At 38.9% G+C, this 13,214-nt stretch carries 11 protein-coding genes; 6 read left to right on the top strand and 5 right to left on the bottom strand.

From position 1 onward, the window contains the following. Positions 1 to 196 precede the first annotated feature (196 nt). The gene (locus B7E04_RS09390) at positions 197 to 958 is read right to left on the bottom strand and encodes a hypothetical protein (RefSeq protein WP_139785375.1); all 762 of its coding nucleotides are present in this window, start codon (positions 956 to 958) and stop codon (positions 197 to 199) included. Between the two features lie 490 nt (positions 959 to 1,448). Between B7E04_RS09390 and B7E04_RS09385 the strand changes: the two genes are divergently transcribed. The 4 genes from B7E04_RS09385 to B7E04_RS09370 all read left to right on the top strand — a co-directional run bounded on the left by B7E04_RS09385 (position 1,449) and on the right by B7E04_RS09370 (position 6,978). After that, positions 1,449 to 3,173 (top strand): transcriptional regulator, encoded by a 1,725-nt coding sequence (locus B7E04_RS09385; RefSeq protein ID WP_139785374.1) that lies wholly within the window; start codon positions 1,449 to 1,451, stop codon positions 3,171 to 3,173. Between the two features lie 156 nt (positions 3,174 to 3,329). Then, positions 3,330 to 4,004: an SIMPL domain-containing protein gene (locus tag B7E04_RS09380; protein ID WP_080778407.1), complete on the top strand. Its 675-nt coding sequence runs from the start codon at positions 3,330 to 3,332 to the stop codon at positions 4,002 to 4,004. A gap of 153 nt (positions 4,005 to 4,157) precedes the next feature. Further along, complete coding sequence (locus B7E04_RS09375; protein ID WP_080778406.1) at positions 4,158 to 5,762, top strand: DUF4139 domain-containing protein; 1,605 nt, start codon at positions 4,158 to 4,160, stop codon at positions 5,760 to 5,762. 19 nt (positions 5,763 to 5,781) lie between these two features. After that, positions 5,782 to 6,978 carry a vWA domain-containing protein gene (locus B7E04_RS09370; protein ID WP_080778405.1) on the top strand — a complete coding sequence of 399 codons (1,197 nt, stop codon included), beginning with the start codon at positions 5,782 to 5,784 and terminating at the stop codon, positions 6,976 to 6,978. Between the two features lie 169 nt (positions 6,979 to 7,147). Here B7E04_RS09370 and B7E04_RS09365 read toward each other — a convergent pair whose 3' ends face one another. Beyond that, positions 7,148 to 8,353, bottom strand: coding sequence for an NAD(P)/FAD-dependent oxidoreductase (locus tag B7E04_RS09365; protein ID WP_080778404.1), 1,206 nt, complete (start codon positions 8,351 to 8,353; stop codon positions 7,148 to 7,150). 116 nt (positions 8,354 to 8,469) lie between these two features. Between B7E04_RS09365 and B7E04_RS09360 the strand changes: the two genes are divergently transcribed. Continuing rightward, a complete protein-coding gene (locus B7E04_RS09360) occupies positions 8,470 to 8,850 on the top strand; it encodes a SpoIIAA family protein (protein WP_080778403.1) in 381 nt (126 codons plus the stop codon). A 69-nt stretch (positions 8,851 to 8,919) separates the two neighbouring features. Here the strand turns inward: B7E04_RS09360 and B7E04_RS09355 are convergent, their stop codons facing one another. Continuing rightward, positions 8,920 to 10,122, bottom strand: coding sequence for an MFS transporter (locus B7E04_RS09355; protein WP_080778402.1), 1,203 nt, complete (start codon positions 10,120 to 10,122; stop codon positions 8,920 to 8,922). A gap of 187 nt (positions 10,123 to 10,309) precedes the next feature. Between B7E04_RS09355 and B7E04_RS09350 the strand changes: the two genes are divergently transcribed. Further along, on the top strand, positions 10,310 to 11,170 hold the full coding sequence (locus B7E04_RS09350) for an AraC family transcriptional regulator (RefSeq protein WP_080778401.1): 861 nt from the start codon (positions 10,310 to 10,312) through the stop codon (positions 11,168 to 11,170). A 267-nt stretch (positions 11,171 to 11,437) separates the two neighbouring features. On the opposite strand, the gene lipA is transcribed toward B7E04_RS09350, so the two are convergent. Continuing rightward, positions 11,438 to 12,304: a lipoyl synthase gene (lipA, locus tag B7E04_RS09345; protein ID WP_080778400.1), complete on the bottom strand. Its 867-nt coding sequence runs from the start codon at positions 12,302 to 12,304 to the stop codon at positions 11,438 to 11,440. 157 nt (positions 12,305 to 12,461) lie between these two features. Continuing rightward, complete coding sequence (locus B7E04_RS09340) at positions 12,462 to 13,022, bottom strand: RNA polymerase sigma factor (RefSeq protein WP_080778399.1); 561 nt, start codon at positions 13,020 to 13,022, stop codon at positions 12,462 to 12,464. Positions 13,023 to 13,214 lie beyond the last annotated feature (192 nt).

Raw genomic sequence — 13,214 nt, 5'->3', positions numbered from 1 at the left:
TATTCCATGCCGGCTGCTCACCATGTTTTCCGTATTTTAATACTTTTACTCTGACCGCGGAAAGAAATTTCTGCTGTTTCAGATACAGCAGGTAATCTGATTTTTCGCAAAACGTTCAAAAAACCGTCACCTGCTGGTCAATGAAAAAGTAAAAAAAAATCTCGTTTTTTTTATTTCTGTGCTCCTCCTCACATCCTTAATTCCCCAGCGCAGTGATCGCAAATGTAGACCCGGGTGCAACCTGGTAGGTCTCAGCCGGAGTATTACATCCGTTACATCCATTTAAACCAAACCTCACAGCAGAGTTAGCGGCCAGGTACAAAATAATTGATCCGCCTCTGTTTACAAAGAAATTAGGATCAGCATTATGCAGGGTTGCAATCTCATAAACCGCTAAACCAGTAACTGATATAAGAAAGCCTGCGTGGTTCGCCGCCTTACTGGGCCTAACGGATGCTGTAAAAGAAAACTGATAATATCCCTCAGTTGCAACCGTATATGTATTATTGGCCGTATTCCAGTTACCGTCATTAGCCCCCACAGACGCAAAGTTCAGCGAATTGAATCCTGTTCCGCCTGTAATATTCATAGTGGCAGTAGTTCTTCCCGCCGCAACCATTTTGGGAATAAATGCATCAGGCGCCGGACTTTCCAGCTTTACCCAAACAGTGCCGTTAAAATAATAATAGCCGACTGCATCAATATGAGCAGCTGTTCCCGTTTGTGTTCCCGTAGCAATGCTGTTCACATATACCATGGTGGAGGTCTGAACGCCGGTCATGCTCTGGGCGCGTTGCCGGTCTACTCTGGGAATCAGGATTCCGTCTACATCCGTAGAAGTTCCGGTGGCATTTTTAGCGGTAATGTCAAAGGTTCCCTGAGGATTGTCTTTATTAATACCTACCTGTCCGAAAAAAACGGCAGGCCATAGCATTAAACAGAATAATTTTACTTTCATAGCTAATTTTATTTTTGTGTATTGTTATTTTTCCGGGACAATTCATTAACTCAACAGGCTGTCACTTTACTGTTGGTTTTACCGCTTTTTATTTTTGCCAAAATTATAGCATGTCTGTTCAGGTCTGCAATTTTCACCTGTTAATTTGTGTTATACAATAAAGGATAAATGAAGAAAAAATGTTAACAATTATAATTACACAATTCTGATAATCAGCAAAATACAAAATAACAAACGTTTACAATCCTATTAAACGTCTGATGGATATATTTCAACGAATACATGTATTTCAATGATTTTATTTATATCAGATTATTATGTTAAATTTGTTAATGATTATTTGTTAAAAAAAAATGATTATCAGTATATTAGTTCTTAAATAATGTTAACTGAAAATGGTTCTGCATTTAAAATAAATTGAAAATCAAAAAGGTAGACTTATCTTGTATGTAGTGTGTATATATATAATCAGAAAGTAAAAAATCGGTTTATGAAAATCTATCAGTTCGTGTTCTTTTTTCTTTTAGTCTACTCCTGCAACTCCCGAAGGGAAGACGGAAACGCCTATCTTCAACAGCTCGATAAGGAAGTTTCTGCTTTTTACCTGGAGCCGAAAAAAATTAATGACATCTACAGAAGAGAGCTTGCGAAGTATAAGAAAAGTAATGATGACCTCTATCTCATCAGCAGCGTATATGTCCAGTTTTTTGCAGATTATTACAAGATGGATGGAATAAACGACAAACACTTCCCCCGGGCTTACGAACTGTTAAAAATCAATGACGGCCGATACGAGTATATAACCATTGCCTCCAATTTCTACCTGGCCCTTCAAACAGAATATACTTCTCCGAATCAATCCCTCAGCTTCCTTAATGAAGCGATCAGAATTGATGAAAAAACGGGAAAGAGATACTTCCTTCCACATATTTACCATGCAAAAGGAAAATGGTATTATACAAGGAAAGATTATGCTAAAGCTATTTATTATTTTCAAAAAGCTCTGGAAACATATAAAAAAAGTGATCTTCTTTATATTGCATCTATGCACAACAATTTTGGTATGTGCTATGATCAGATGAATAATATGCCCAAAGCCATTTCAGAGGCAAGGAAAGCCATTGATATCCTTGGTGCAAAGCCTCAACCTACTCATCAGGAACAAATGTTTCTTCACTATGTAAAAGGGTCATTAGGCTTGTATTTGTATAAAATTAAAAACTATCCGGAAGCTGAAACCCTGTTATTGGAAGAACTGGAATTCTGTAAAAAAAACGGGGAATATTCTATGTCAATAACTACGGCTGAGCGGCTTTACAATCTATATTCGGAAACGGGTGAAACGGAAAAAAAAAGCAGGATTATTTCATATCTTTCAGGTATAGAACCGAAACTGAAAAACGTTTCAGACATTTATAAATCCACTGAGATTATTAAAAACTATTACGCCAATCTCAATGATCTTAAAAACCTTAAATATTTCTCAAAAAAACTAGACTCACTACACGTTGTAACGGAACAGAAGAATAAAGAAAATTTCAACAAAAATTCAGATATGCTTACCGGCTATATGGTCAAAAGCATTGATTACAAATACAATGATGAGATATCTGCTTATAAAAGGAATATATGGATCGTGGTTACAGTAAGTATTTTGCTGGTGATTATTTTCATACAGATTATCCTGAGTGCCAGGAATAAAAGCAGGAGAGAAAAAATAATTGCGCAGAATCAGAAAATTATTTTCGAAAAAAACAGAAAAATATTAGAATCCGATATTAAGCTTTACGAGGAAAAGGTACAGAACCTGCACCTTAACCTCCATCTTAAGACAGAAACTGAAAAAGCCTTTCTGGAAAATCTGAAGAACCTGAAAAAATCTAAAAACATTGATGCCGAGGAGGTGATCAAGGACCTTCAGTTTAAAATCAATAACCTGCTTCAGATCAATAAAAAGAATTATGATTTTATGGACGACAGCTCCGAGGAGAACAAAAAGTTCACGGAAAGCCTTGCCCGAAAGTTCCCGGCTCTCACCCGGCAGGAATTAAAAATGTGCGTGTATTTCAAGCTTAATCTTTCTTCCAAAGAAATTTCGATGCTGGAGAATATTGCAGAAGGCAGCGCGAGGGTATACAAAACAAAAATCAAAACCAAGTTGGGTCTTGATAAAAATGAAAACCTGAATACCTTTATCAAACAGTTAACAGACTGATTATTTCCAGCCCAACCATTTGAATTTTTAATGACAGTCCCCTACCGGATTGTCTTTTTTTTATCCTCCACCCAGTGAAAGCCCTTACTTACCAAGTTTCCCGGTTTTCGATTCGGTATCGCCGTAATTTTACTTCAGAATTTAAAACAAGAAATTATGAAATTGAGACATTTTTTATTAATCGGGATCTTTACACTGGGAAGTTTTGCAAATGCACAGGAAGTAAAGAAAAATGCCATTGAAGTTACAGGGATTGCAGAAATGGAAGTGGAACCGGATGAAATCATCTTCAGCATCGGCATCAAAGCAGAAAATAAGAACGATCTGGCAGACAATGAAAAGAAACTGATGGAAACCCTGAAAAATGACGGGGTAAAGAACGAGGATATCAAGTTCAAGTCGATGTACCAGAATGTATATGCAAAAAGCGGAAAGTTTATGAAGAACTACCAGTTTAAAGCCAGTACGAAAGCCAACATCAGTAAAATATTTGAAGACCTGAACCAGAAATGGGTAAGCAACCTGAGCATAGCCGAAGTAAAAAACACCAGAATTACAGACTTCAGAAAGACCGTTAAGATCAATGCTTTGAAAGCCGCCAAAGAAAAGGCAGACTATCTGCTGGAAAGTATGGGTAAAAAAACAGGAGCTCCTCTTGAGATCGTAGAAATTGAAGACTACACCAGTGATATGGTGATGCCTGCAGCCTATAAAAGAAGTCTTGGAAATGTGCAGCTGGAAGCGGCGGATGCTCCGGTAGAATTCTCCTTTGACAATATTGAGAATATCAAGCTGAAATACAGCATCAAAACAAGATACGAAATCCTTTAGAATTAACAGATTTAAGAGACAGTCCGAAAGGGCTGTTTTTCTTTTTCCAAACGGTTTTTCAGCTTACCAAGTGAAAGCCCGGTTTCACCAAGTCTTCCGGTTTTCGGCCTTAAATACTGATAATTTTACTACAGGAATTTAAAATAATATACTATGAAACGCTATTTAATACTACTCACCCTATTTTCTGCCACGTTTTTAAAAGCACAGGAAATAAAAAAAGAAATTGATGTGAAGCAGGCCACCGTATACCTGCAGGGCGCCAAGGTTTTCGGAAGCACCAACGTCAATCTTCAGAAAGGAAAGAATATGGTCAGAATCATCAACCTTCCCAACAATCTGGATGAAAACACATATAAAATCAACCTTGAAAAAAATACCACCCTTCTTGCCATTACCCCGCAAAATAATTTCCTGAAAAATGATGAATTATCAGAAGGAGAAAAGAAGCTGGATGATGAAAGAAAAAAATTACAGCGACAGGCCAATTTACTGAATATCCAGATCAAGAACCTCACCGGTGAACAGAATATTATTAATGATAATTTAAAAGTTTCCACCAATGATAAATCTATTCCGCAGGAACAGCTGATTAAACTGACCGAATTTTACAGAAAAAGAATGCTGGAAATTGATAACCAGGTTTTTCTTTTGAATGAGCAGAAGTCTGCTCTGGATGAAAGCATTGCTAAAATCAATAAGCAATCCGCCGAAGAGCAGACCAATAAAAACACCAACAGAAAAGAGCTTCTTCTGGAAATTCTGGCAGACCAGGAAACGAACCTGAATTTAGGCATAAGCTATATTGTTTCCGATGCTGGCTGGGTTCCTTCCTACGATCTCCGCGCAGAATCTGTGAAGAAACCACTTGACATGGTTTATAAAGGAAAAATTTACCAGAAAACCGGACAGGACTGGAAAAATGTAAAACTGTTTGTATCTACCTACAGGCCTTCTTACAACCAGAACAGACCGGTTTTATCACCGCTTTATGTAGCTGAGTATTCCGCTCATAATGCCCAGGCTGAAACGGCAAGTTACCGACTGAAAGCTGCATCAAGGGAAGTTAATTCTTACCAGATGAGAGATGAAGTGGCCGCTGTAGCACCGAGCCAGATTCCTGTGGCCAATGTTTCGGACAGCCAGATGAATGTGATCTATGAACTGAATTATAACCAAACCATTGTAAGTCAGGAAAAAGAGCAATACGTTATTCTTGATAAAAAACAGATTGATGCCACCTACAAATACCATACGGTTCCGAAACTGAACAACCAGGTATTCCTGATGGCTTTCATTAAAAACTGGCAGAATCTGAACCTGATCTCCGGGGAAGCCAATATTTATTTTGAAGATAATTATATCGGAAAAACAGATATCACCAGCCAGTATGTAAAAGATGAATTCCCGATCTCTCTGGGAGTGGATGAAAGAATAACCGTAAAAAGATTCAAACTGGAAGATAAAACTTCACAAAAAAGCCTGAACAGCAATAAATGGGAAACAGAATCCTACCAGATCAGCATCCGCAACAATACAAAAGAAAGCATTGAACTGGAAATCCTGGACCAGCTGCCAATCAGCCAGAATTCTAAAATCCAGGTGAAAGCTCTGGAAACTGGAAACGGAAACTTTGATGAAAAAACAGGAAGCATTCTCTGGAACAGAACGATCAGCAGCGGAGCCTCGGATAAGGTGAGTTTCTCGTACGAAGTGAAATATCCTAAAGAAATGCAGATTCAATATTACAGCAGATAACCCATATAAAAATAGTATAATGACCACTCTAAAAATTTTAACAATAGCCGCCGGTGCAGCATTTTTAAGCTCCGGCAATTTATCAGACATCCGATGTTCAAACAGCAACAGATCAGACCGGGAAACACAGGTACAAAATGCCTCGGTGAACCCAACAGTAACAATTGGAAAAGACAATAAAATCCAGGTAGCCCTGCTGCTGGACACTTCCAACAGTATGGACGGGCTGATTGATCAGGCGAAATCCAGACTATGGAGCATCGTCAACACCCTGACCACTCTGAAATACAACGGACAGGCCCCACAGGTGGAAATTGCCCTTTATGAATATGGAAACGACGGTATCCGGGACGAAAATTATATCCGCCAGGTGACCCCTCTGACCCAGGATCTAGACCTGGTTTCTGAAAAATTATTCGCATTAAGGACCAACGGCGGAAATGAATATTGCGGAGCAGTGATCCGTGATGCCTCGATGAACCTGAACTGGGACGGAAACGAGAAAAGCATGAAACTGATCTATATTGCCGGAAATGAATCGTTCGATCAGGGAAAAATAGATTATAAAGAAGTGATTTCAAAGGCCAAAAATAAAAACATCTATACCAACACTATTTTCTGCGGAAGCCGGGAAGAAGGAACCCAGACTTTCTGGCAAAACGGAGCGACAGTGGGAGGCGGTAAGTACTTCAATATAGACAGCGACAAGAAGGTGATCTACATTAAAACGCCTTACGACATCAGGATTTCCGAATGCAACGCCAGACTGAATGACACTTACATCTATTACGGAAGCCACGGCTCCGAATACAAGCTTAAACAGGTTGCTCAGGACAAAAATGCTGAAGTACAATCCGTATCTAACTACGTGGAAAGAACCGTAGCCAAGTCCAGGAAGAATGCCTATCAAAACGACCACTGGGATCTGGTAGACAAGGCAGAAAAAGATGCAGGATTTATCGCTACAGTTAAAGATGATGCCCTGCCTGCAGAACTGAAAGGCAAAAGTAAGGAGGAGATTAAAAAAGCAGTCGCTGTAAAATCCGCAGAACGGGGAAAGATCCAGAAAGAAATTGAAGAACTCTCCAAAAAACGCCAGGAATATATTGATGCTGAAATGAAAAAACGGGGCGGCGCAGATTCTGATGATCTTGGAAAAGCCATTCAAAGGTCCATCATCGACCAGGCGGCCAGAAACGGATATACTTCTAAATGATAAAAAATGGTGGCTGAGGAACTCGAAGCCACCATTTTTCCTGTATCAGTTTTTTCTTAATTTCCTACCTAACTGCTGGTGGCTTCGAGTTCCTCAGCCACCAGCAGTTTTCAATCTCAACCTCAACCTCAACTTTAATCTTAGTCTTAGTCTTATACTACATCCTAAGCTATCTCCCGAATCTGAAATACTCTGACAGCGGGTGCTTTTTATTTTTTATAAATTTTGAAGCCATATCCATTCCCGTCACCGAAAATGTAATCCCATTACCTCCAAAACCAAGGACAAAATAGGAGTTCTTAAATTTTTTATGTTCCCCGATGTATGGAAGCCCGTCCTTGGTTTCCCCAAATGTCCCGGCCCAGACAAAGTCGGTATAGAAATGATAATCCGGTTTTATTTTCTTCAGGTTTCTCAGGATTTCCCGCTCCTTTTTGCTTAACAGGGCATCGCGTTTTTCAGCATCATAAAAATCCTCATCTCCTCCGCCAATCAAAAGCCTTCTGTCATCTGTTGTCCGCATGTAGAGGTAAGGGTCACTGGTATTCCAGACCAAAGTGTTCGCTATGTTTTTGAATTTATCATCATCAATTTCTGAAACAATGGCATAGGTGCTTTTTAAATCCACAAAATCTTCTTTAATGAGATTTTTACTTTCATAACCAATACAGTAGATTATTTTTTTAGCTTTAATCTGAAAACCACTGTCTACGGTTACCAGGTTAAAACCCTTGTGATATTCTACTTTCTTCATTTCAGTTTTATCGAATACACCCAGTCCTTTTTTTAGATTATGTTCCAATAATTCGTGGGCAAATTTAAATGCATCGATACTCGCTCCCTGCTTCGAGAGGATACCACCATACGTATTCTCAAAGCCAAACTGATCCAGGATCTGGTCTGCTTCCAGCCATTTAACGTCAAATCCGGCATTTTTTCTGGTTTCCCATTCTTTCTTCAGCCAGTTTGCATCTTTCTTTTTTGCCGCGAAATACAGGGATTTTTTCCTTTTAAAACCAGCCTCTGAACGGATTTGTTTTGAAAGCTTTTCGAGAATATCTATGGCATCTGAACAGGCTTTGTAACTTTCAACAGCTCCCTTTTCACCGATCTTTTCTATAAGTTCAAACAGAGGAACATCTATTTCATACTGTAGCATAGACGTGGTTGCAGAAGTGCTTCCGTTACAGATCTCCCGTTTATCGATCAGGATGGTTTTATAACCGTCACTGACCATCTGATGGGCAATAAGGCTACCGGTAATGCCTCCTCCTATAATGAGGATATCGCAGGATTCATTTGATTTGAGGGACGGATATGAAGATGTCAGTCCGTTTTTTAAAAGCCAGAAGGGTTCGTTCGATTTTAAATCCATATTTGAATATTATATTAAAAAATGTACCACATATGTGTTTTTTAACTATTTATTATCATTTTATGGTGCAATTATTGTACCCAGCTTTAAAATCCAACCACATAAAATTAACTGATATGATAACGATTATTCCGGAAGCTCCTGAGAATGTTGCGGCATTCAATGCAACGGGAGAAGTGACTAAAGAAGATTTTGAGAACCTTGTAATTCCACATGTAAAGGAGAAAGTAGAACAGTTTGGCGAGCTGAATTACCTCTTATATTTAGATACCGATCTGGATAATTTTACCATGGGGGCATGGCTTGAAGATGTGTTTTTAGGATTAAAAAACCTGACAAAATGGAACAGGACAGCCATTGTTACAGACAAGGAAAGCGTACAGAACTTCACTGATATTTTCAGTGTTCTGATGCCGGGAGAATTTAAATCCTTTCCCAAAGAAAATTTATACAATGCTCTTTACTGGTGTAAGAACGGTAATGAGGTAGAAGTCTAAAAGGCAAAAGTGCAAAAAGGCGAATAGGCAAATTAGCAAATTCGCCCTTTTGCCTTTTTGCCCTCTTAATTATTTATCACAAGGCACACATTCTACAGCTGCCTCCTTGTCTTCCGGAGTCTCTTTACCGTACAAATATCTGTATCTTAAGCTGATGGCCAGACCAATAAAGGTCATTCCCACTCCTACCAGTGACGGATATTTGAATGAAAGACCATATTCCAACGGAATTCCCCCCAGAAAAGCGCCCATTGCATTGGCAATATTGAAGGCTGCCTGCATAAAAGCCGCCGCCATCATTTCACTTTTAGGAGCCGCTTTCATCATCATGATATTGATAGGTGCTGCTACCGACATGGATAACGCACCGCAAATAAACGTAAGAACAAGTGCCGTATTTTTATATTCGGCCAGGAAAAACACGCCTGCCAGAGAGATCATCATTAGAAAGATCAGTAATACACAGGTTTTTTCTGGTCCAAGCCTGTCGGAAATAAATCCTCCTGCAAGGTTTCCGACCACCATTCCGGCACCGGCAAGGATCATTACGTAAGCCATCTGATTGCTTTGAATCCCGGCTACGATGGTCATTAAAGGAGTAATATAACTAAACCATGTAAAAAGCCCGCCAAATCCTATCGCGGTAATTCCCAATACCAGCCACGACTGTTTATTTTTAAGAAATTTCAGCTCTTCAAGGAAGTGTGTACCCTGATTGGATTCTATCGCAGGAAGCCAGAGTTTCAGGAATAATATGGCGAAAAGTCCGATTACAGCTACAATAGCAAAATAAAGCCTCCAGTGATATACATGACCGATATAGGTTACCAGCGGAACCATAAGCAGATTGGCCACGGTAAGTCCCGTGAACATTAGGGATATATACAGGGCCTCCTTCCCTTTTCCTGCCATCCTTGATGCCACAACTGTTCCCACCCCGAAAAATGCTCCATGGGGAAGCCCGGACATAAATCTGATGATCATCATACTCGTATAATCCGGAGCCACAGCAGAAAGACCGTTAAACAACGTGAAAAGGATCATTAAGACCATCAGCACTTTTTTAGGGGGGAATTTTACAGAATATCCTATCAGGATCGGAGCTCCGATAACGACTCCCATTGCGTAAGCGGAGATCAGGTGTCCGGCTTCAGGAATGGTGATTTTTAAAGTATTTGCAATATCCGGAAGCAGTCCCATTACGGTAAATTCCGTAGTTCCGATTCCTAAACCGCCTATGGCCAGCGGTATTATTCTTTTATCAATCTTCATGATCAGTAAAACATTTTCGAATTAATATTTAATGGTTCAAAATATACAGAGGGTTGCCCATCTTTATTTTGAAAGTGCAAAAATGGTAAGAAATATCGGGTTTTACTTCTCTTTAAATGATAAAAATTTGCTCCCTATTAACCTTTTTATTTAATTTTAAAATCAGAAATCATCAAATCAGAACAAAATGAAAATCCAGAAAGAAATCATAGAATTTGAAAAGGGAAAATCTTTCAAGCTATTTTCACCGTCTTTAAAGAACTGTTTTTTCTGGCATCATCACCCCGAAATAGAGCTGGTTTATGTGGAAGCCGTTAACGGTATCCGTCACGTAGGAAGGGATATTTCAGGCTTTACAGAAAGTGATCTTCTTCTGATCGGCTCCAATGTCCCACATCTGAATTTCGACTACGGCATCCAGACGGAATGCAGGCAGATGGTTCTGCAGATGAGGGAAAATTTTCTTCAGGATATTATACTTCCCGTACCGGAATTTGAAAATATCAGAAAACTTCTCGAAAGATCATATTTAGGGCTTTCATTTTCAGGAGAAACCAAAAACCGGGTAGTCCGAAAAATGCATGAGATCATGGATAAAAATTCTTTTGATTCTTTGATCGGACTTATAGAAATTCTCGAAACCCTTGCTGCTTCAGATGAAGTAAAAGAACTGAACAAGGAAGACACCCGGATCAAGTGGTTTCTGAACGACAAAATCAGGATGGGAACCATCTACGATTATATCCATGAGCATTATGATAAAAAGCCTAACGTCAATGAAATTGCCAAGATGGTGAGCCTGAGTACTCCTGCTTTCTGTCGTTATTTTAAAAAGCAGACGAATATGACGTTCACTGAATTTGTAAATAATTACCGGATCAATCAGGCGAAAATATTTCTTCTGAAGGACTATTCCGTAACTGAGGTTTGTTTCCAGGTGGGTTTTGAGAGTTTGTCCTATTTTAATAAGCTTTTCAAGCAGCATACGGGTGAAACGCCATCTGAGTTCAGGAGAAAGCATTTGAAGAATATTAAAGTAGTGGATTAGACAAAGAAATATTTTAAAAACTATGGATTATACGGATTTGCACAGATGTTTTCCGTAAAAATTCAGGTTTTGGCTAAAGAGGGATGATGGATTTATTTTCTTAAGGCGGGCTAAAGCCCACCCCTATTGAATTTTAGATAATTCTTTTAATCATTTAATCATTTAATCATTTAATCATTTAATCTTTTAATCTTTTAATCTTTTAATCTTTTAATCTTTTAATCTTTTAATTAAAAAAAAACCGCTCTTCCGAGCGGCCTTGTTTTTTTAGTGTATATGCTTTTCAGCGTGGTAAGAGCTTCTTACTAATGGTGAGCTTTCCACATGTCTGAAACCTAAGCTTCTTGCAAAATCCCCGAACTCATCAAACTCTTCCGGCGTAATGAATTTTTTTACCGGCAGATGTTTTTTGGTTGGCTGAAGGTACTGGCCAAGCGTGATTACGTCTACGTTGGCGTTTCTGATATCTTCAATGGTCTGGAAAACCTCATCCCTGGTTTCGCCCAAACCAAGCATTACACCTGTTTTCGTTCTTCTCTGTCCAGCTTCCTTTAAGTATCTCAGTACTTCCAGGCTTCGTTCATATTTAGCCTGAATTCTTACTTCTCTTGTCAAACGTTTTACGGTTTCCATATTGTGAGAGATCACTTCAGGAGCTACAGCTACCAGCCTGTCAAGATGCTTGGTAAGCCCCTGGAAATCCGGGATAAGGGTTTCCATAGTAGTCCCAGGAGATATTCTTCTTACAGCATTTACCGTTTCACCCCAAAGGATAGAACCCATATCTTTCAGATCATCGCGGTCTACAGAAGTAAGAACCGCATGCTTGATCTTCATTAATTTGATGGAGCGGGCCACTTTTTCCGGCTCATCCCAGTTCACATCAAGCGGTTTCCCGGTTTTTACGCCACAAAATCCACAGCTTCTGGTACAGATATTTCCTAAGATCATGAACGTTGCCGTTCCTTCTCCCCAGCATTCTCCCATATTCGGGCAGCTTCCGCTCTGGCATATGGTATTTAATTTATATTTGTCGACCAAGCTTCTCAATTCCCGGTAGTTCTTTCCTGTAGGAAGTTTTACACGGATCCACTTTGGTTTTTGAACAGTAGTATCTTGCACTAAATTTTCCATCTCTAAAATTGAAGTTCAAAGTTAAGGAATTTTTAATGGAAACCATCTACCGGAAAAATTGATGGAACAGATAATGTTTTTTAATTAATCAAGACGTTGAGAAATTGGGAGATTCAGGAATCAGGGATTAGGGATTAGGGATTAGGGATTAAAATAATTAATTATCATCGAAGTCATTATTTTTCAGGAGCTCTGCCAGTACTTTTTTAGCACGCATGACCCTTACTTTGGTATTGGCTACAGAAATTCCCAGCTCTTCTGCAATTTCTTTGATGCTTTTTTCTTCAAAAAACCTTAATTTGATAATGTCCTGGTAATTGGCGTCCAGTGATTCGATGGTCTTGATAATTTTTTTCTGTTCTTCATCAGAGATCATCAGTTCTTCGGGAGATTTTGCAAACTGGTTTTTAACTTCATCCAGATGTTCAGTCGGATCCTGATTTTCCCGGCTTTTTTTTCTCCAGAAATCAATCACGGTGTTCTGGGCAATGGTTAAAATCCAGGTTTTAAACTGAAAATGCGGATCAAACATATCCAGCTTCGACAGCACTTTTGAAAAAACATTAACGGTAATCTCGTCTGCATCATTTTCATCCCTCACTTTTTTCATGACAAAAGAGAAAACATCCACCCAAAAAACATTGATGAGTCTGGTCTGGGCCTTCTGGTCTTTTTCTTTAGCTTTTTGAATAAGCTGGAATAGCTGTTCGTCGTTCATTACTAACAAATATAATTTTTTTAAGTGAAAGAACAAATGCCAGATCAAGCTGTTATTAATTATTTCACTCCCAATATTCCATTTATGGGTTGGTGCAGTTCAGTAATTCATATAAAAATCTACTATTTTGGTAGATTTTTGCATGCGTTTTTAAATTAACGCTAATTAAAAAATAAAACACTGATAATCAAT

Source organism: Chryseobacterium phocaeense (assembly GCF_900169075.1).
Lineage (GTDB): Bacteria > Bacteroidota > Bacteroidia > Flavobacteriales > Weeksellaceae > Chryseobacterium > Chryseobacterium phocaeense.
This window is presented reverse-complemented; position numbering and strand designations above follow the sequence as displayed.

What these genes read in the sequence shown, in the direction of transcription:
- B7E04_RS09360 (WP_080778403.1), top strand. Translation starts at nt 8,470, where the DNA reads ATGATAACGATTATTCCGGAAGCTCCTGAGAATGTTGCGGCATTCAAT.
- B7E04_RS09355 (WP_080778402.1), bottom strand. Translation starts at nt 10,122, where the DNA reads ATGAAGATTGATAAAAGAATAATACCGCTGGCCATAGGCGGTTTAGGA.
- B7E04_RS09390 (WP_139785375.1), bottom strand. Translation starts at nt 958, where the DNA reads ATGAAAGTAAAATTATTCTGTTTAATGCTATGGCCTGCCGTTTTTTTC.
- B7E04_RS09375 (WP_080778406.1), top strand. Translation starts at nt 4,158, where the DNA reads ATGAAACGCTATTTAATACTACTCACCCTATTTTCTGCCACGTTTTTA.
- B7E04_RS09370 (WP_080778405.1), top strand. Translation starts at nt 5,782, where the DNA reads ATGACCACTCTAAAAATTTTAACAATAGCCGCCGGTGCAGCATTTTTA.
- B7E04_RS09365 (WP_080778404.1), bottom strand. Translation starts at nt 8,353, where the DNA reads ATGGATTTAAAATCGAACGAACCCTTCTGGCTTTTAAAAAACGGACTG.
- B7E04_RS09350 (WP_080778401.1), top strand. Translation starts at nt 10,310, where the DNA reads ATGAAAATCCAGAAAGAAATCATAGAATTTGAAAAGGGAAAATCTTTC.
- B7E04_RS09340 (WP_080778399.1), bottom strand. Translation starts at nt 13,022, where the DNA reads ATGAACGACGAACAGCTATTCCAGCTTATTCAAAAAGCTAAAGAAAAA.
- B7E04_RS09385 (WP_139785374.1), top strand. Translation starts at nt 1,449, where the DNA reads ATGAAAATCTATCAGTTCGTGTTCTTTTTTCTTTTAGTCTACTCCTGC.
- lipA (WP_080778400.1), bottom strand. Translation starts at nt 12,304, where the DNA reads ATGGAAAATTTAGTGCAAGATACTACTGTTCAAAAACCAAAGTGGATC.
- B7E04_RS09380 (WP_080778407.1), top strand. Translation starts at nt 3,330, where the DNA reads ATGAAATTGAGACATTTTTTATTAATCGGGATCTTTACACTGGGAAGT.